The 18068-nt window shown below is 60.7% G+C and carries 16 protein-coding genes; 7 read left to right on the top strand and 9 right to left on the bottom strand.

Annotated features, from left to right (window positions below; genetic code table 11):
* Window positions 1–735 (bottom strand): pyridoxine 5'-phosphate synthase, encoded by a 735-nt coding sequence (locus KF841_03710; GenBank protein ID MBX3394454.1) that lies wholly within the window; start codon window positions 733–735, stop codon window positions 1–3.
* A gap of 106 nt (window positions 736–841) precedes the next feature.
* Between KF841_03710 and KF841_03705 the strand changes: the two genes are divergently transcribed.
* Window positions 842–1654 carry an alpha/beta fold hydrolase gene (locus tag KF841_03705; GenBank protein ID MBX3394453.1) on the top strand — a complete coding sequence of 271 codons (813 nt, stop codon included), beginning with the start codon at window positions 842–844 and terminating at the stop codon, window positions 1652–1654.
* A gap of 8 nt (window positions 1655–1662) precedes the next feature.
* Here KF841_03705 and KF841_03700 read toward each other — a convergent pair whose 3' ends face one another.
* Window positions 1663–2388 carry an NAD(P)H-hydrate epimerase gene (locus tag KF841_03700; protein ID MBX3394452.1) on the bottom strand — a complete coding sequence of 242 codons (726 nt, stop codon included), beginning with the start codon at window positions 2386–2388 and terminating at the stop codon, window positions 1663–1665.
* Entirely contained in the window at window positions 2385–3434 is a 1050-nt protein-coding gene (locus KF841_03695; protein MBX3394451.1) for a 23S rRNA (adenine(2503)-C(2))-methyltransferase RlmN, read from the bottom strand. Before KF841_03695 ends, KF841_03700 begins: the two co-directional genes overlap by 4 nt.
* 368 nt (window positions 3435–3802) lie before the next feature.
* Between KF841_03695 and KF841_03690 the strand changes: the two genes are divergently transcribed.
* From KF841_03690 to KF841_03670, 5 genes are all read left to right on the top strand, one after another.
* Complete coding sequence (locus tag KF841_03690; protein ID MBX3394450.1) at window positions 3803–6199, top strand: thrombospondin type 3 repeat-containing protein; 2397 nt, start codon at window positions 3803–3805, stop codon at window positions 6197–6199.
* A gap of 309 nt (window positions 6200–6508) precedes the next feature.
* Window positions 6509–7048, top strand: coding sequence for a hypothetical protein (locus KF841_03685; protein MBX3394449.1), 540 nt, complete (start codon window positions 6509–6511; stop codon window positions 7046–7048).
* A 68-nt stretch (window positions 7049–7116) separates the two neighbouring features.
* Entirely contained in the window at window positions 7117–8322 is a 1206-nt protein-coding gene (locus KF841_03680) for a tetratricopeptide repeat protein (GenBank protein ID MBX3394448.1), read from the top strand.
* 117 nt (window positions 8323–8439) lie between these two features.
* Entirely contained in the window at window positions 8440–8886 is a 447-nt protein-coding gene (crcB, locus tag KF841_03675; GenBank protein MBX3394447.1) for a fluoride efflux transporter CrcB, read from the top strand.
* 4 nt (window positions 8887–8890) lie between these two features.
* A complete protein-coding gene (locus KF841_03670) occupies window positions 8891–9232 on the top strand; it encodes a DUF190 domain-containing protein (protein MBX3394446.1) in 342 nt (113 codons plus the stop codon).
* Between the two features lie 19 nt (window positions 9233–9251).
* Here the strand turns inward: KF841_03670 and KF841_03665 are convergent, their stop codons facing one another.
* The 4 genes from KF841_03665 to KF841_03650 all read right to left on the bottom strand — a co-directional run bounded on the left by KF841_03665 (window position 9252) and on the right by KF841_03650 (window position 14689).
* A complete protein-coding gene (locus tag KF841_03665; GenBank protein ID MBX3394445.1) occupies window positions 9252–11189 on the bottom strand; it encodes an ABC-F family ATP-binding cassette domain-containing protein in 1938 nt (645 codons plus the stop codon).
* 139 nt (window positions 11190–11328) lie between these two features.
* Window positions 11329–11982 carry a hypothetical protein gene (locus KF841_03660; GenBank protein MBX3394444.1) on the bottom strand — a complete coding sequence of 218 codons (654 nt, stop codon included), beginning with the start codon at window positions 11980–11982 and terminating at the stop codon, window positions 11329–11331.
* A 39-nt stretch (window positions 11983–12021) separates the two neighbouring features.
* Complete coding sequence (gene eno, locus KF841_03655; GenBank protein MBX3394443.1) at window positions 12022–13317, bottom strand: phosphopyruvate hydratase; 1296 nt, start codon at window positions 13315–13317, stop codon at window positions 12022–12024.
* 124 nt (window positions 13318–13441) lie between these two features.
* A complete protein-coding gene (locus KF841_03650; GenBank protein MBX3394442.1) occupies window positions 13442–14689 on the bottom strand; it encodes a glycosyltransferase in 1248 nt (415 codons plus the stop codon).
* 169 nt (window positions 14690–14858) lie between these two features.
* Between KF841_03650 and KF841_03645 the strand changes: the two genes are divergently transcribed.
* Entirely contained in the window at window positions 14859–16028 is a 1170-nt protein-coding gene (locus KF841_03645; protein ID MBX3394441.1) for a saccharopine dehydrogenase NADP-binding domain-containing protein, read from the top strand.
* A 116-nt stretch (window positions 16029–16144) separates the two neighbouring features.
* Here the strand turns inward: KF841_03645 and KF841_03640 are convergent, their stop codons facing one another.
* Together KF841_03640 and folK are read right to left on the bottom strand one after the other, a co-directional pair.
* On the bottom strand, window positions 16145–17419 hold the full coding sequence (locus KF841_03640; GenBank protein ID MBX3394440.1) for an aspartyl protease family protein: 1275 nt from the start codon (window positions 17417–17419) through the stop codon (window positions 16145–16147).
* A 134-nt stretch (window positions 17420–17553) separates the two neighbouring features.
* Window positions 17554–18045, bottom strand: coding sequence for a 2-amino-4-hydroxy-6-hydroxymethyldihydropteridine diphosphokinase (gene folK / locus KF841_03635; protein ID MBX3394439.1), 492 nt, complete (start codon window positions 18043–18045; stop codon window positions 17554–17556).
* Window positions 18046–18068: the final 23 nt, after the last annotated feature.

Genomic DNA, 18068 nt, shown 5'->3' with positions numbered 1-18068 from the left:
TCACTCCTTTGACCCGAATCGAACCAGCAGGTCATTCATCTCGCGGACGGCGTTCCGAAGTCCGACAAAAAACGCGCGGGCCATGATGCTGTGTCCGATGTTGAACTCGGTGAATCCCGGGATGGCGGCGACCCGTCCGACATTGCGGTAGGTCAGCCCGTGGCCTCCGTGCACCTCAAGGCCGCATTGTGTCGCAACTTGAACGCCCGCGCGAAGTCGATCCAGCGCGGCATCCCGTTCGGCCGGGCCGGACGCCGCGTGGGCATAGCCGCCTGTCCACAGCTCGACCACTTCAAAGCCAAGATCGGCGGCCTTTCGGATGTGATCGCCCATCGGTTCGATGAACGCGCTGCAAACGATTCCAGACTCGCGAAGGCGTTTGACGGCTCGGCCGACTCGCTCGGCGTGGCGAATGACATCCAGTCCGCCCTCCGTGGTGACCTCTTCGCGGCGCTCGGGAACGAGACAGCATTGGTCAGGTCGATTCCGGATGGCGATATCGACGATCTCGTCCGCGATCGACATTTCCATGTTGAGCTTCACGTTGACCACGCCGCGGAGCAGCGGCACATCGCGATCGATGATATGCCGTCGGTCCTCACGCAGGTGGAAAGTGATGCAAGCCGCGCCACCCAGTTGCGCTTCGACGGCCGCCCAGACCGGATCCGGCTCATCGGTCTTGCGAGCCTGGCGAACCGTCGCGACATGATCGATATTGACGCCGAGCGTGGGCATGGGGTTCCTGAATGAAAAATGACGCTCGTCGCACGACCCATGCGACTTGCGAAGCACCCTCGAACGAGATTATAGAAGAGGCTGTGGCGGGGTGAAAGTGCGGAGGATGATGCACTCATTACAACAATACCTCGAAATACCGGTCGGCCGCGAGCGAATCGCCGCGGCGCTGCACGTGCCGAACGCGAATCGCCTGACCGCTGCGTCGCCCGTCGTCGTGTATGCGCACGGACTGACCGGAACTCGGCTCGGTTCGTCCTGCCGCTCAGTGGCGCTGGCACGGCGGCTCGTCGAAATGAATATCGCCTGCCTTCGATTTGACTTCCGCGGCTGCGGCGAGAGCGAAGGTCGGTTTCAGGATGTGACGCCCGCAAAACTGGTGGACGATCTTCAGGCTGCCGTTCGAGCGCTCGACCATGCCGCCGGATGCGATCCAACCCGCATCGCAATCGTGGCAAGCAGCTACGGGGCCTACACCACGGCGCTGTCCATCGAGTCCTTGTCCGCCGTTCGCGCGTTGGTCTTCTGGGCGCCGGTCGCGTTTCCGCGCCGCCTGGTCGAACGCGACATGACGCCGGCGGCATGGGAGTTCATCAACGCCAACGGCTGGGTCGAACATTTCGGACATCGTATGGGGCGCGGATTCATCGAGGGCATTCCGGAGCACGATGCGCCCGCCAGATTGGCCGCCTCGCCGCGACCGTTGCTTGTGATGCACGGCGCGGGCGATCGGCATGTCCCGGTCGATCACGGTCGCGCATATGTTGAAAAGATGAGGCCGGCGGATGGCAACGCGCGGATCGTGGAATTGGACACCGAGGACCACGGCATGAGATCCGTCGGAATGAACGAGCGGCTGATCGAAGAGTCGGCCGCATGGTGTCGCCGATTCCTCCATCCCGAGACGACGCCCTGCTGAGCATGCCGTCAGTCGCGAACCGGGATCAACTCGCGCGGCGCGCCGATATCGACGACATGCACGCGGCCAGTCCACCTCGCGGCATCCTCTTTTTCGAAGCCGCGCTTTGGCGCGACAAAGGTGATCGTATGATCGGCCCTTACCGTCGCATTGGATGGACGCCCCGTGTCGCAATCCAGTCCGGAAGGAACGTCCACTGCAACACGAATTATTGAGTCGGGTGCCGCGTTAATGGCATTCACCGCCGCATCGAGCGGGGATCGCACGTCGCCGGCGAAGCCGGTTCCCAGAACGGCGTCCACGATCAGGTCGGCGGAATGCAGGAGATGCGATTCGGCGTGAATCGCCGGGATCGAATTGAACAAGTGCATTGGAAGCCACATCTTCCGGGCGATCGTCGCGTTGATCAGCGCATCTCCCGTAAGGTCTTCAATCGACGCGGTCAAATACAGTTGCACCGAGTCACCGCGATTATGAAGGTGGCGGGCGATCACATATCCGTCGCCGCCGTTGTTGCCTCGCCCGCATACGATTGCAACGCAGGGCGGGCGGCTACGCCTCGCCGACAATTCCGGAGCCGGAGAAGCATCCCTGACGGATTGTTGGGTCAGTATCGCGTGGATCAGGTCCGCCGCGCCGCGGCCGGCGTTTTCCATCAGGACAACGCCGGGTATGCCGTATTCCGTGATTGCACGGCGATCGATCTCACGCACTTGTTCACGTGACAGCATCATGATTGAGATTCGGTTGAAGCGGGCAAACCGACCGCGATCGGCCGTTTTCTCGACAATGCCCGGTTGCCAAGCTGACCGCAGGCGGCCATGAGGTCGCGGCCGCGCGTGATCCGGCGCTTGCAGAATTGACCGGCTTCGCGAAGCGCGGACAGGAAGCAGCCGATGGAATCCTCCGATGGCGCAGGCCACGGCGACTCGCGGCGCGGATTGTAGGGGATGACGTTCACGCAGCATTTCACCGATCTCAGGTAATCGGCAAGTTCGCGGGCATGGGCGGGCGAGTCGTTCAGGCCGGGGATCAGTACATACTCGATCATGATGAACATATTGCGCCGCAGCGGATAGGCCGTCAGCGCATCTCGCAGGGCTGCCATGTTGTCGGCACGGTTGACCGGCATGATCCGCGATCTGATTTCGTCATTGGGCGCGTTGAGCGACACTGCCAGCTGGAGGTACTGCCAGCCCATTGACGCCAGCCGCCGAATGCCGTCGATTCGTCCGACCGTGCTGATCGTTATTTGACGCTTGCTGAGGGAAAGGCCCGCCGGGTCCGTGAGCACCCGTACGGCCTGGACGACCGCGTCGAAATTGTCGAACGGTTCGCCCATGCCCATGAAGACGATCTTTTTGATTTCGACGCCGAATTCGCGGCGGGCGGCCAGAACCTGGCCGACAATCTCGCTCGCGCTCAGATTGCGAAGCAGGCCCAGTTGCGCCGTTTCGCAGAAGCTGCAACCCATGCGGCACCCAACCTGCGACGACACACAAAGCGAGTACCACGAGCGATCGCCTTGTCCCATCGGGATGATGACGCTTTCCGTTTCCAGACCGTGGTCGTGCGACTGGATGAATTTGATCAGTTCCCCGTCGCGTTCATGGCGGATCACCGGAGCGACCCGCGCGATGAAAGGGGGGTGGTTGTCGCCGGTCGTCAAGGTTCGACGATATCTCGGGCGGAGCGCCGCCTCACCGGGACCAGCCGGCGGCTTTGCTTCCTCAAAGGTAAGGCCGAGAATGTCGATCGGCTCCGAAGTCATACCGAACATTGTAAGGCATTCGAGCCGCGCGGTGGGCGTTCGGACGCGGGGTGATTCGCAGGCTCCAAGTTGAAGGAAAGGCCGTTCGTGAGGAGAGGTGGGGGCAAATCCGTCTCGATTTGGGGGTGCGCCGTTATCGGTCCGACCGTAACTCCTTCAATTTCAAAGTATCGCGATTCGGGGGCATTCACTCTGGATGGTTCGTGCGTACAATGGATTAGCGCAGGCTGGCGTTCTCCCCCGTTCGCTCTGAGCGGTGCGCTGGGCAAGCTTATGGGATTGAGAATCAGGCGGTGGTGTCCGACCACGATAGGACTGTCGGCGAGGCATCGGCTCGCACTGTCAACGGGTCGGGGGCGTTGAACAGGATTCTAAGTATGCGGCGATATGCCAGAGCTTCGATCGTGTGCATGGCCGTTCTGATCGTCGGAACGTTCGGCGGCATGACCTGTCCGTTTCCTGCGTCGAACGGCGACGGGCTGATCCCCGGCGATTCGGTGTTGCTGGTCATCAAAAACCAGTCCGGATTCCAGGTGACGGCCAAAGCGGCTTTCTACTTTTCCGAACGGGACATACGGCGGACGACGCGATTATTGCCGTCCGGCGGAGCCGGTGCCGTTGTATCGCTTCTGCGAACCACGGCGCAGCGAATCGAAGTCGTCGCCACAATCGCTGATTCTTCGGACAGTTCGTCGAGCAGTGACTCGCCCTTTACCCGTCCGGGATTTCGATTGCTCAGTCGTGTGCTGGTACTCGGCGTTGACTTCGAGTCCGGACAGATCATCGAGATCATCATTGCGCCGCCGCCCACCGATTGCGACGCCAACGGTGTGGATGACACCATCCAAATAGGGAACGCCGCATCGACTGATTGCGATGAAAACGGCATTTTGGACGCTTGTGAGACCGATACCGACGATGATGGCGTCATCGATGCCTGCGACAACTGCCCGGATGTGCCGAATCTGGATCAGACCGATTCAGATCACGACGGTGTCGGCGATGCCTGCGCGCCCATCGGCGCCTGCTGCTTCTCGGATGGCGACTGCCAGTCGCTGATTTCTCCTGCATGCACCAGCGCTGGAGGCACGTACAAGGGCAACGGCACGAATTGCGTCTCGGCTGCATGTCCGCAGCCGACCGGCGCGTGTCAGATCACATCAACGGACTGCCAGGTCACCACCCGGGCGCAGTGCAGCACACTGAACGGCAGCTACCTGGGAGATGGCGTGTCATGCACCGCGGAACCGCCGGTGCTGACGGGAGCGTGCTGTTTTGTTGACGGTTCCTGCTCAGCGCTGTCTTCGGCGGATTGTTCCACATTCGGTGGTGAATATCGCGGCGATCAGACGTCGTGTGCGACCGCAAATTGTCCGCAGCCCCCTGTTCGGGGAGCCTGTTGTTTCGGTAAGAACTCCTGCGATTACGTCACCCAGCCGGAGTGCGATTCGTTCAAGGGACGATACCTTGGCGACGGCGTGACCTGCGAAGGCGATCCTTGCGGCGAGAGGTACGGAGCGTGCTGCTTTGAGTACTCCTGCTCGTACCTCACGGAGCCTGATTGCATCGAGGAAGGCGGCAGCTTCCTTGGGGACGATACAACGTGCGATGACAACGCATGCAATCTTCCGACGGGGGCCTGCTGTTTCCGCGAGGGCGGCTGCACAGTCACATCGCTGATTGATTGCGTTTTCTATCAGGACGGCGATTACAAAGGAAACGAATCGTCCTGCGAATCCGTGAAATGCGATTTCAGAGAAGGCGCGTGCTGTTTCTCGGGCGAGTTCTGCCTTGAGTCCGTTGACGATATCTGCGAACTCTTCGGCGGCACCTATCTGGGCGATGGGGTGCCATGCGGCAAGGGCTTCTGCGATCTGACGCCGGGCGTGTGTTGCGTCCCCTCGCGCGGAACCGTTTCGGGTTGCGAGGAAATTCCGGCATACGAGTGCATCTACTACAACGACGGCTTATTCCTCGGCCCCGGAACACGTTGCGGCATCGACAATTGCGGCGAACCCAGCGGCGCGTGCTGTCTGAGCGGCTACGCGTGCGACTACCTGACCTACAGCGACTGCATCGCGCTGCAGGGAGAGTGGCGCGGCGATGGCGTTTTTTGCTCCGAGGGATTGTGTGAGCCGCCGACGGGCGCGTGCTGCTTCGACGATGGCGATTGCTCTGTTCTGACCGAGTCGATGTGCAACGGCTACAAGGGACACTACAAGGGCGACGGCATTGACTGCGCGTCCGCGGAATGCCCGCTGCCGACCGGCGCGTGCTGCCTTTATGACGGCTCGTGCATCGAAGTGACCTATGACGAATGCTGGACGGCGGAAGGAAACTACGACGGTGACGGCAGCTTGTGCAAGTTTGCCGAATGCCCGCTGCCGACCGGCGCGTGCTGCAAGCGAGATGGCACCTGCGCAACGATCACACAACCGGAATGCAGTGCATTCCTCGGAGAGTACCGCGGTGACGGCAGTCAGTGCGAATTTGCGGACTGTCCGCCGCCGCAAACGGGCGCATGCTGTGTCGGTCAGAACAACTGCCAGATCCTGACGGCTGATCAGTGCGGACAGCTCAAAGGCTCCTACCTTGGCGATGGTTCGGCCTGCGAGGACGGCGGGTGCATCGATCCTTATCGAGGCGCCTGCTGCCTGGGACAGTACGAGTGCATCTTTTCGACGGAGCAGAACTGCTACAGCAGCGAAGGCTACTACGTCGGTGGCGGATCGACATGCACGACCCAGCCATGCACCCCGGCGGTCGGTGACTGATAATCTCGATGAACTCCGGCACAGCGGCGATAGCCTGCGGCGCGCCACCCATAATCCTATCTTCCTTCGGCGCCGAATGTTGAATTCGTTCCACTGTTTCTGATTATCCAAAGCGCCCGACCCGAACATATCTTATGATTTGGCCGGCTTACCCAGACGCCGACGACCAGTCGGCGCGACTCTTGATGACAACTGAATTCGGAGCCGGCGAGGGGCGGAAACCGGCGACCGGCGGCGCGCACCTGGCATTCATGAAGTCCGGGGCGGGTCGGAAATTCACTTATTCCGCTCGGCGAGGAGTCGTGATTGATGATTGCCGCAGACCGAATCCTGCGCTTCGGCATGTGGATCGGCGTGTCTGTCATCGGCTTGGGCTGCATCCAACCGGAGGAGCCGACATCGATGAACATGCCGCCATCCGGCGACTGGCAGCGTCAAAGCGAGCTGTCGGAGTACTTTGCGTATCACAACGATCAAGGCATGATTGCTGATTGCAGCCTGTCCGATATCCATTTTGTCCCGCACTCCGTTCAATTATCCGGGACAGGCGAAGTGAGATTGGCGCGATATGCCGAGTTGTTGTCTGAAGAAGGAGGGACGCTGAATTATCAGACGGCACTTTGTAACGAAGAACTGATTGAAGCCCGGCTCGCCGTCGCCCGAAGTTATCTGGCGAAGGCCTGTCAGACGGGCAAAGAGATCAATGTCGTTCTCGGCCTACCCGGAGGTCGAGGTATGTCGGCATCGGAATCGACCGGCGGTCAGGCTGTCGCCAAGCAGCCGGAGCCTCGCGGCACGGCCTATAAGCTGAGTGGAGCCGGCGGATCCGTCTCACCGAACGGGGGATGATACCCATGAATTCAATGAACTCACAACGCGGCCACACATCGGTTGCCGCGTCACGGATGCTTCGCGCAATGATGACCGACCGATTCGCATATCGACTTGGTCTCATCGCGCTCGCCGGTGCGATGACCGTCACCGGCACCGGATGTTCGGCGGGTGATTCGAACGGCGAGCCTTCCGTCCGAATCGCCGCATCCACGCACATGGCGTCGGCCGACATGCTTGAACGACAGAACAACCTGCCCGCGGCATTGAAGCAGTATGAGGAGGTGCTCGCGAACGATCCGCAGATGACCAGCGCCTACCACGGGCTGGGTCGTGTGCATTTCCTGCTGGGTCGATTCAACGATGCTGCCAACGCGCTGGTACGGGGAATCAACGTGAAAGGTGATATCCCGTCGATGCATAACAATCTCGGATTCGTCTATTTGCAGGACCGCAACTTCGCCGCGGCCGAATCGAGCTTCCGCAAGTCGCTTGAGCTGTCGCCCTCGTTCAAGCGGGCCAGGATGAATCTCGGCGTGACGCTGGCGCGACAGGGCCGCGTGACGGAGGCGGTCGAGCAGTTCGCGATGGTCGTCCCCCGCGAGGATGCGCTGTTCAATGTCGCGGTCGTCCGGGTGGAGGAGAAGGACTTCGAGTCAGCCGCCAAGGTGCTTCGCGAGGCGCTGATGTACAACCCTGACTATCAGCCTGCTTACGATCATGTGGACCGGATTGAGCGAATTGCTCGAACGGAGTCGGCTGCGAAGGTGGCGTTGTCGCGCCTGGCGGCTCGAAATGCCGTTGCGGCGTTCGGGGAACCTGTTGCATCGGCGTCAGACTCTCGACGACCGACGTGCGCAGTGGCCGATGCCGCCGCGGTGGATGAATTGTCGGAGCCGACCGAGATCGCATCGTCGTCGGCGACGGGCGCTGACATCGGTGAACAAACGGCGAGATCCAACGCGGATGCTCATACCCATGACGATCAGGCGGAACAGGTTGCGGGTATGCGGGAATTGTCCGTCGCGGATGGTGACGATGGAACCACTTCCTTGGCGTGCGATGAGTTTGTCGGACCGCCGGCCATCCGTGTCGTTGATGTGACTGTCGCGCCATCCATTGACGGCGGAATCAGTTCCACGAAGTCCGAATCGTCCGGTTCGATCAAACCGCATCAGTCGACCTCGGTGGACGCGCTTTCGGCGGTCCGAGCGGAGTCTCGACGGGAACGCCCAGTCGTGACGCCAACCTACACGGCCGGTCGCGCCGCAAACGCGTCTGATGACGAATAAGACGCCGAAGTTCTGACTTGCGGCATCGTGTCCCCTGGATGTGGGGCAAAAAGCCAATTTCGGCGAATTCGGATTGAAGCACCCGGACGCCTGCGATTTAATGGATTGCAGGCGTTCGTGTCATTTTACCCAGCTCGCGCCGCAGTCGCGGAGGCAATGATGGTCCCGCTACCGCCTTATGTACTCAAAGCCCTGCTCATTTTTTTCGCCGGCGGCGTTGGATCGGTCTGTCGCTATTGGATTGCCGGTGCTGTGCAGCGATCCACGAGCGCGATTTTTCCATTCGGCACGCTGGTAGTGAATGTGGCGGGCTGTTTTCTCATTGGCTTTCTGGTTGCGGCATTATCCGGTCGATGGATGATCCGTGAGGAATTTCGCGTGATGGTGCTGGTTGGATTCCTCGGCGGATTCACGACGTTCTCGGCATTCGCCTACGAAACCTTTTCCCTGGTGAATGCCGGAAGCTGGACACGCGCCGGGTTGAACATCGCATTGAGCGTTGTATCGGGATTCGCGGCGGTGTGGATCGGCTACCGACTTGCCGAGCGATGGATCGGAGTGTGACATCATGAAAATCCCTGAAGAAGGCTGCCTGTTGCGGGTGTTCATTGGCGAGAGCGATCAATGGCAGGGGCGCCCGCTGTACGAGGCGATTGTTCTTCGGGCACGCGAACTGCATCTTGCCGGCGCGACGGTCTTGCGCGGACCGATGGGATTCGGCGCCAACAGCCGGCTGCATACGGCAAAGATTCTGCGCTTGTCCGAGGACCTGCCGATCGTGATCGAGATCGTGGATGCTCGGGAGAAAATTGACGCTTTTCTCCCGAATATCGACGAGATGGTGACGGAGGGGCTGGTGACGCTGGAGCGAGTCGAGGTGTATCGCTACCGGGCGTCCCGGGCGCAGTGAGATTCGCTGCCCGGCCACGTCACATGGATTCCGCGGCCGCTTCCCATTTTGCATTGAGCTCGGTGAGTTCCTCGCGCAGCGCGTCGTATTCGAGGTGAAGCGCCTTTAGTCTGGCCGTATCCTTCATCATGGCGGGGTCGCCGAAAAGTTCCTCGATCTGCTTGATCCGGGACTCTCTTGCGATGATCTGCTCCTCGATTTCCTCGATTCGCTGTGCGGCGTATTTTGATTTGCTCTTTTTCGACTTGTTGGCGCCGGAGCGTCGTTCGGCCTCTTCCCGTGCCCGGCGAGCGTCTTCTTTCTTTCGTTCCGATTCGATGCGCCGTGCCTCTTCACGCTGCTCGACGATGGATGCGTAATCGGTCCAGTTGCCGTCGATGATCTCGTGCTCGGTTCGGGCGTTGAGGACGAGTAGCCGCGTCGCGACGCGATCAAGGAAATAACGATCGTGACTGACCATGAGAATGCTGCCGTTGTAGTCGAGCAGGGCGTCTTCGAGGGCTTCGCGTGCCTGGATATCGAGGTGGTTGGTCGGCTCGTCCAGCACAAGGACCTGCGGGTTTCGCCAGACGAGGCGGGCAAGCAGCACGCGTGACTGCTCTCCGCCCGAGAGGTTTCCAACGCGTTTGAAGACATCGTCCCGGCGAAAGAGAAAGAGAGCGAGGAAGCTGCGGGCTTCGGCTTCGCTGGCCTCGGGCCGGGCCCGGCGGACGGTTTCGATCACACTGAGTTCCGGATCGAGATCCCGATGCTCCTGGTCGTAGTAGCCGACGGAGAGGTTCTCAAAGAGGCGGACTCGTCCGGAGTCGGGCGCGGCCTGTCCGAGAAGCATCCTGAGGAGTGTCGTCTTCCCGACACCGTTGGGGCCGATGATGCCGACTTTTTCTCCGACGGTCATTTCGAAATTGAGATCGCGAATGAGCTGTATCTCGCCGAAACCCTTGCAGGCTCTCTCGACACGGACGACCATGTCGCCGCCCTTGTGCTGCTCGGCGAACCGGAGCTTCATCTTCGCATTGCGTTGTTCCGGTTTGTCGAGGATTTGGCCGCGTTCCTCCATGTTGGCGAGCAGCTTCTGGCGGGCGCGGGCCTGCTTGGCGGAGTCCTTCGCGTAGCGCACGCGATCGATGTACTCTTTCTGGTGGGCGATCCACTCCTGCTGTTTTTCATATTCGCGCGCTGCATTGAGCAGTCGAATGCGTTTTGCTTCGGCATAGTTTGTGTAGTTGGTTGGATAGACAGTGACCTGCCTTGCCTCGATTTCGACAATCTTCGAGACGACGCGATCGAGCAGGTATCGATCGTGCGAGATGATGACCGCGCCGCCGGGGTAGTTGGCCAGGTATTTTTCGAGCCAGCGCGTGGCGTCGATGTCGAGATGATTGGTGGGCTCGTCCAGCAGAAGCATGTCCGCGCCGGCCAGCAGCATGCGCGCGAGGGATGCGCGGCATTTCTGGCCGCCTGAGAGCGCGCCGATCAACTGGTAATATTCCTCCGGTGCGAAGCCGAGACCGCCAAGGACTTCTCGAATGCGAATTTCGTAGCCGTAGCCGCCGTTCGCTTCAAACTCGGCATGGAGCCGATCGTAGCGGTCGAGTAGGGCGGATTCTTCGGGGCTGCCGTGGGCTTCGGCGAGTTGCCTGGAGAGCGATTGCAACTCGCTCTCGCGATTTCGCTGCTCGGCGACGGCCTCAGCGACGACATCAATCAGCCGGGCGTCGGGTGGAAGGTCCGGCTCCTGCGGGAGATATCCGACGGTCAGGCCGCGTGTGCGCGTGACGCTGCCGATGTCGGGCTGTTCCTGCCCGACGATGAGCTTGAACAGTGTGGTCTTGCCGGAGCCGTTGACGCCGACGAGGCCGATTTTTCCGCCTTTGTAGAGTGCCAGATTAATGTCATCGAGGACGGTCTGTCCCGCGAAACTCTTGACGACATTCTGGAGTGTGATGGCGGACATCGGGATCGATTGCGATTCGCTCTTTACGGGTCTTTTTACGCATGTCGGCGGAAGGTTCGAGACGCCCGATCGCCGACGCGTATTTTAGCGGAGCCGCGCGGATCGCCCAAGCGCGGGCGGGCCGACAGAGCGTAAATGATCAGACGGCGGTCATGGGCGGGTGGGATTTCGCGGCACGGCCGCCTGAATGCGCGTCTGTGCCTGGTGCGTTGGGCGACATGATGCGGGCCGCTTCCGGCTGGATTCTCGGAGCGAACAGGACGAATCCCGCGATGAGCAGGCCCGCAGCCATGAGGAGGAAAACCGTGCGGAGCGTCGGATCGAGAAACAGGTCGATCAGTCCGCGCTCCTGGGCCCATTGCTCGGCGCGGCGCACGCGTTCAGGCCATGCGGCGGGTATTTTCAGCGCGCTTTGGAAGACGGCTTGATCGGCCTTCTCGCTCGGCATGATGGCAAAATCGGGCGGCAGGACGGGAATGGTTTCTTCGTCGGGGTTATTGTAGCGAAGGTCGAGTACGGCGAGCCGCTCGTTGATCGTTGCGTCGGATTTGAAGGCTTCGACCAGCGCGTCCTGGCGTGCGAGTTCCGCGTCCAACTCCTGGTTGACGCGCACGAGGAGCGCTTCTTGCGCGAGCAGTTCACAATGGTCCTTGATTAGCGGCAGAAGGATGATCGGCGCGAAGAGGACAAAGGCGCCGATCGAGAACAGGACGAACATCAGCCGATGTCCGAGCGGGCTGGTCGGTGCCTGGTGGGTCGTGAGCTTCGGGTGTTCGAACTGTTCAGTCCGCAAGTTGCCGCTCCGCGTCCGCCATGTGCCGGCTGAGGCGAGTTACCGGTTCCACAGCGTTCCGCCGTACCGCGCTTCGTCGCCGAGATGCTCCTCAATGCGAAGAAGCTGATTGTATTTTGCGAGTCGATCCGTTCGCGAGAGACTGCCGGTCTTGATCTGGCCGGCGTTCGTTGCGACGGCGATGTCTGCGATCGTCGTGTCCTCGGTCTCGCCGCTGCGATGACTGATGACGGCGGTCCAGCCGCTTCGCATGGCGGTGTGAACCGCATCAAGTGTTTCGGTCATCGTGCCGATCTGATTCACCTTGACGAGAATGCTGTTGGCGGATTTTTCCCTGATGCCGCGCCGGAGGCGTTCGGTATTGGTCACAAAAATATCATCGCCGACGAGCTGAATCCGATCGCCCAGCTTCGCCGTGAGCCTGGCCCAACCGGCCCAGTCGTCCTCGGCCAGCGCGTCCTCGATGCTCCGAATCGGCCATTGACGGCACTTTTCCGCCCAGTATTCAATCAATTCGTCCGCGGCGACAACTTTGTTCGGATTGCTTTTGTAGAACTTGTATCGATCCTTGGCGCCGGCTTCGGCGGCCATCTCCGATGTGGCAGGATCGAGTGCAAACCAGACCTGCTCACCGAGTTTGTACCCGGCTTTCTCGACGGCCGTGGCGATGACTTCGAAGGCTTCGTCATTGGACTTCAGATTCGGTGCATAGCCGCCTTCGTCTCCGACATTCGTGTTGTAGCCCTTTTCATGGAGCACTTTTTTCAGAGATTGAAAGATCTCGGCGCCCCAACGGAGTGCTTCTCGAAAATTCGGAGCCGCCCAGGGCTGAATCATGAACTCCTGGAAGTCCACGGTGCTGTCAGCGTGCTTTCCACCGTTGAGAATGTTCATCATCGGCACGGGGAGGGTGTTTGCGTGGCAACCGCCGATGTAGCGAAAAAGCGGCAGACCGACCGCCTCGGAGGCGGCGCGGGTGGTGGCCATTGAGACTGCGAGAATGGCATTGGCGCCGAGCTTGCCTTTGTTGGGTGTGCCGTCCAGGGCGATCAGTGCGGCGTCGATCTCTTCCTGATCGGTGGCATCCATGCCGATCACGCATTCGGCGATGGCTTTGTTTACATTGTCAACGGCTTTGAGGACGCCCTTTCCGCCGTAGCGCTTTTTGTCGCCGTCACGTAGTTCGACGGCTTCGTGTTCGCCGGTGGATGCGCCGCTGGGGACGATGGCTTCTCCGACGGAGCCGTCTTCCAGAACGACGATTGCCTCGATGGTTGGGTTTCCCCGTGAGTCGAGAACTTCGCGACCCTGGACATGGACGATTTCAGTGCTCATTTCCGCTGCTTCCGTGAATGAAAGAGGTTATGGAATTATCGACCGACCAATGGACTGTAGAACAAGGTGGCCGTACTGACAAGCGATCGCGCAATTCCTGCGCGGTCAGCGGTCGCGTGTTTTTTCACACGAGGCGCCGAACGACACGGGTATCGTCCGGGGTCATCATTTCGTATTCGATGTTCCGCCAGACGAAACGGCGCGAAATCGCGGACATGAGCAGCAATTGCAGGTGCAATGAGCCGGCAATCGTGAGGGTTCCAAGGACGTCCCACCAGAAATCGGCGCGGGTCAGCCGTTCACGGAGCACCAGTTTCATGCTGATCTGCCGCATGAAGGCGCGCGCGACGCCGAGCAAGGCCAGCGAGATTGCGGCAGCAAAGGCGATCCAGCCGATCGTCGTTGACGAGGTCCAGCCGGCCATCGCGGCGATGGCCACGGCGAGACAGGCGGCGCCGCCGACGACGAATATGACAACAAATGACAGGGCCCAGCGCCAGTGATGGGGTGTTCCGACGCGCACGATGATGAGCTGTCGTCGGGCGAATGCGATGAAATTGCCGAGCGTGGTGGCATCACTGCTGGTGACCAGCGCCTGCGGGACGAAGTGGATCAGCAGGCCGGCGGCCCGTATCGCTCGGGTCATCTGCAGATCGTCAGAGAGGGCCGTGTCCCAGTATTGCGGCATTCCGATCGAGTAGAAGCGTTCCCGGCGGATGGCGGTGGATCCGCCCCAGCAGAATGCGCGGCGCTCGTCGTGAAGTGAGACGGTGGTGGCTGCGTTCCAGAGACAGCGCATTCCGGATGCCATGCCGCCGGCAGCACTGTACCAGCGATAGCCCGTGGCTGCACCGACGCGGTCGTTCTGCAGCGGGGCGACAAGAAAGCCGAGCCAGTCAACGTCCGGCTCCGCATCCGAATCGACGAATACGATCACGTCGCGTTCTGCGCCGACGCATTCCATCGCTGCGAGCAGATTGTGTATTTTCTGGGATCGTCTGGATGCGAGGCCCGCGACGATGAGCTTGTACGGGCGGTCCCAGTTCGCGGTCCAGTTTTTCACGGCCGCGTAGGCCGGATCCGATTCCGACTCAAAAGCGAAGAGCAACTCATAATCGCGGTAGTGCTGGCGCGCGAGCAGCTCGACGGTGTGGTGCAGTTTCTCGTCCACTCCTTTACATGGCATGATGATCGTCGCGGGCGGCTGATACCTGAAGTCGCCGTTGGCGTCGAAGAGGCTGCGTGCATCGTCGATTGCATCCCGGAAGTAACGGTGAAAACGAACGCCCTCGACGATGGAGATGGCACCCTGGGCGACGGCGATCAGCCAGAGGATTAATACGATGAGATAGACGGCGATTTCAAGGTTCATGAGGGTCTGGCAACTCGAGTGCCGGGTACCGCGTGCGGTGCGGCCATACGTGCTGGCCCGCGGTGAACCGGGGGTTACTATATCCGGCAGTTGCCGCGAAGTCACCGCCGCAGGAAGCTCGGCCGCGGGCGAGCAATGGACCAGGCGCCTTTGTGATAGAGGATTCTCCATGAAAAAGAAGGCCATCGTGCTGGGATGCGGATTGGTGGGTTCAGCGATGGCCCGCGATCTCGCTGCTGACGCGAACTTCGACACCACGGTTGCCGATGTCAGCGAAATCAACCTGTCGCGCGTCGGTGGCGTGGCCAACCTGCGCACGGTCCGCGCCGATTTGAGCGGCGTGGAGAATCTCCGCCGAATCCTTGAGCCGTTCGATATCGTCATCGGCGCAATGCCCAGTACGCTCGGGTTTCAGACGCTGCGCACCGCGATCGAGTGTGGCAAACCGCTGTGCGACATTTCCTTCATGATCGAAGACCCGACAGAACTGGACGCGCTGGCAAAAGAGCGCGGCGTGACGGTCATCTTTGACTGTGGTGTGGCTCCCGGCCTGGCCAATATGGTGATCGGTCACTGCGCGAGTCAGCTCAATGAAACGCACGACGTGGCGTACTATGTCGGCGGACTGCCTCGAACGCGGAGCTGGCCTTATGAGTACAAGGCGCCGTTCGCGCCGTCGGATGTGATCGAGGAATACACGCGGCCCGCCCGGATGGTTGAGGACGGGCGCGTCGTCGTGAAACCGGCGCTGTCGGAACCCGAGCTCATGGATTTTCCGCGAATCGGAACACTTGAGGCCTTCAATACCGACGGGTTGCGGACGCTGCTGCACACCGTGAAAGCGCGGAACATGAAGGAAAAAACGCTGCGTTACCCGGGGCATTGCGAATTGATGCGCGTTTTTCGTGAAACGGGGTTCTTCCGCAAGGATGAGATCGATGTGCGCGGCCGTGCGGTGCGACCGCTGGACGTCATGTCAAAACTGCTGTTCGAGAAATGGCGGCTCGAGCCGCGCGAGGAGGAGTTCACGATTCTGCGCGTTCTGGTGAGCGGCCCGAGCGACGGTCGACACGCGCGGTATCAGTACGATTTGTTCGATGAGTACGACGCGCAGACCGGAATTCACTCGATGGCCCGTACCACGGGATTTCCGAATACGATCATGGCACGCATGATCATGCAAGGAGAGTTTTCCAAGGCCGGCGTCTTCCCGCCGGAGAAGATCGGCGCTGAGCCGGGCATGCTCGACCGCATGATTCGCGAACTGGAGGCCAAGGGGGTGCGCATCGCCGGTCGCGTCGAGTCTTCGGCGGTGGGACCGGTCCGGCCTGGGCATTGATTGGCAATATGGTCGTTTCGGGGGTGGCGTGGTGGTCGCCCGGCCTATTCCGGACGGCGCGGCGCTGGGTACAGAACCTTGGCGGAGCGGTATGCCCTGTGCGCCTCCGTTGGGCATCAGAGCACGGGCGTGCCGGTAAGCTCAATGTCGCGGATGCCGCCCTGATCGTCTTCGAGTGTGTAGGTGACGACGCCATCGCGCATCACACGCGGGCCGAAAAGGAGTGACTTGCCTTCCAGCGTGTCGACGCTCACCCCGTTCACGGCGCGAACGATGTCGCCGATCCGGACGCCCGCCGCTTCGGCATCAGACCCGGCCGAGACTTTTGCGATGCGATAGGTGTTGTCGCTCTTGACCGATAGCTCCACGCCGAAGGTCATTAGCGGCGCGGCGAAGTACCCATCGGTATCAGAGCCTTTCCTGAATTCGATCCAACCGGCCTTCGGGGAGACATTGACCTCCTCGTGGTTCGCGAAGAATCGCCATCCGATGAGGCCGACATCGGCGGCTGGTAGGGTTACGGTCTGCACGTTCTGGTAAGTCTGCTCAGCCAGGCCGATGAGCGGTGCACGGAATCGTGTGGCCGCGCAGCTGCCGCCAGCGGCAAACAGTCCGGCCTTGATGTTGGGCAACTCGTCGATATTCCAGCCTGTGTTGGCGAGAACATTTTCGCCGATCGCCAGTTCGATGCCTCCGCCGGTGTCCATGAGTGTTTCGACTGGCTCGGCGCTGGTGTCGGCGTACTTGAGCCGAGTAGAAATTCCGCCAATCTTGGGTGCCCCTTGCAGCAGAAGAAAAAGAGGCGGTAGCGGGCCGAGCAGGTTGAGTTCGGCTGGTTCGCCGGGGCGCTGGAGCGAATGGGCAGGGAAGAGCGTGAGACGTCTGCCATACTGGTCGATTCTCCAATCGACTTGGGCCAGCAGCGAGCCGTTCATGATGCAATCCACTCGAACGGCGTCGAAGGTGTTGAAATTCTCCTCTTCCAGGACGACGAATGCGGCATTTTCGACGACCACGCCGCCAATTTCCATCCGCGCCGCGGTATAGAGTTTTGCGCTAAGCGAGGCGTCGGCGCCGACCGAACCGCACACGCCGACCCCGTCCAGTTCCTCCGCGGCGTAGGGGTTGTCTCCGGCCGGCGTCAGTCCGAATTCTTCAATGGCCGACGGCGGAACGAGACTGAACAAGACAGTTCCGGTATCAAGCAGGATATTTGCCGGCTTGCCGTTGATGGCGCCTTCAACGCCGAGAAAGAGATCTGACTTGATGGGCAGCGACACGCCCTGATCCGGCGGGGGCTTCGTGAGGATGTCGTAGAACGGGCCGCAGGCGGCAGCCGCTTGAATGATGAAACATGTGATGGCCGTCGTGATATATCGGGTCGGTTTCATGGATTTGTCGACGCAAACAGAGGGTTCACCAGGAATCGTCAATGCGAATGGCAGAGTATATGCTTGAACAAAGCGGCCGGCATCGCGGCGTGGAAATTGGAGAGTCTTCCGCAGAGAGGGGGGTGATCGGCGGATCACTCGTCCGATTCGTGGACCCAATCTCTCCGACCGAGAGATTCCAGCAGCGATTCCGCCGACTGCTGGAGGATTGGGTGAATCCAATCCGGGGCGATGTCGGCGAATGGCTGCATCACGAACGCCCTTTCGTGCATCATCGGGTGGGGGAGCGTCAATTCAGGCTCGGAGGCAATGACATCCCCGTAGGCGAGCAGATCCAGATCGATCGTGCGCGGGCCCCAGTGGACGTCTCGCGTTCGGCCAAGCAGCGCTTCGATTCGCTGACAGACCGCGAGAAGTCGCTCCGGGCTCAATGAAGTGCGGATACGGGCAACACCATTGATGAATGCAGGCTGCGATTCGGGACCGCCCTCCGCCGGCGTTTCGTAGAGCGGAGAAACGGCCACGATTTCAATTTCCCGTGTGCTCTCGAGCGCTCCGAGCGCGGACGCGATATTCTTCTTTCGTCGCCCAAGATTGGCGCCAAGGCCGATGAAGGCGTCCTGCACCGGGGCGGCATTGTCCTTGCTAT

It is taken from the genome of Phycisphaerae bacterium, from assembly GCA_019636475.1.
Classification (GTDB): domain Bacteria; phylum Planctomycetota; class Phycisphaerae; order UBA1845; family UTPLA1; genus JADJRI01.
Note: the sequence above shows the minus strand (reverse complement) of the source record. Positions and strands in the feature narration are given on the sequence as shown.

Excerpts from the sequence above, each read along its gene's own strand:
- KF841_03685 (MBX3394449.1), top strand. The coding sequence starts at position 6,509 with ATGATTGCCGCAGACCGAATCCTGCGCTTCGGCATGTGGATCGGCGTG.
- KF841_03680 (MBX3394448.1), top strand. The coding sequence starts at position 7,117 with ATGATGACCGACCGATTCGCATATCGACTTGGTCTCATCGCGCTCGCC.
- KF841_03700 (MBX3394452.1), bottom strand. The coding sequence starts at position 2,388 with ATGATGCTGTCACGTGAACAAGTGCGTGAGATCGATCGCCGTGCAATC.
- KF841_03645 (MBX3394441.1), top strand. The coding sequence starts at position 14,859 with ATGAAAAAGAAGGCCATCGTGCTGGGATGCGGATTGGTGGGTTCAGCG.
- KF841_03650 (MBX3394442.1), bottom strand. The coding sequence starts at position 14,689 with ATGAACCTTGAAATCGCCGTCTATCTCATCGTATTAATCCTCTGGCTG.
- KF841_03670 (MBX3394446.1), top strand. The coding sequence starts at position 8,891 with ATGAAAATCCCTGAAGAAGGCTGCCTGTTGCGGGTGTTCATTGGCGAG.
- KF841_03705 (MBX3394453.1), top strand. The coding sequence starts at position 842 with ATGATGCACTCATTACAACAATACCTCGAAATACCGGTCGGCCGCGAG.
- KF841_03665 (MBX3394445.1), bottom strand. The coding sequence starts at position 11,189 with ATGTCCGCCATCACACTCCAGAATGTCGTCAAGAGTTTCGCGGGACAG.
- KF841_03710 (MBX3394454.1), bottom strand. The coding sequence starts at position 735 with ATGCCCACGCTCGGCGTCAATATCGATCATGTCGCGACGGTTCGCCAG.
- KF841_03695 (MBX3394451.1), bottom strand. The coding sequence starts at position 3,434 with ATGTTCGGTATGACTTCGGAGCCGATCGACATTCTCGGCCTTACCTTT.
- eno (MBX3394443.1), bottom strand. The coding sequence starts at position 13,317 with ATGAGCACTGAAATCGTCCATGTCCAGGGTCGCGAAGTTCTCGACTCA.
- KF841_03640 (MBX3394440.1), bottom strand. The coding sequence starts at position 17,419 with ATGAAACCGACCCGATATATCACGACGGCCATCACATGTTTCATCATT.
- KF841_03690 (MBX3394450.1), top strand. The coding sequence starts at position 3,803 with ATGCGGCGATATGCCAGAGCTTCGATCGTGTGCATGGCCGTTCTGATC.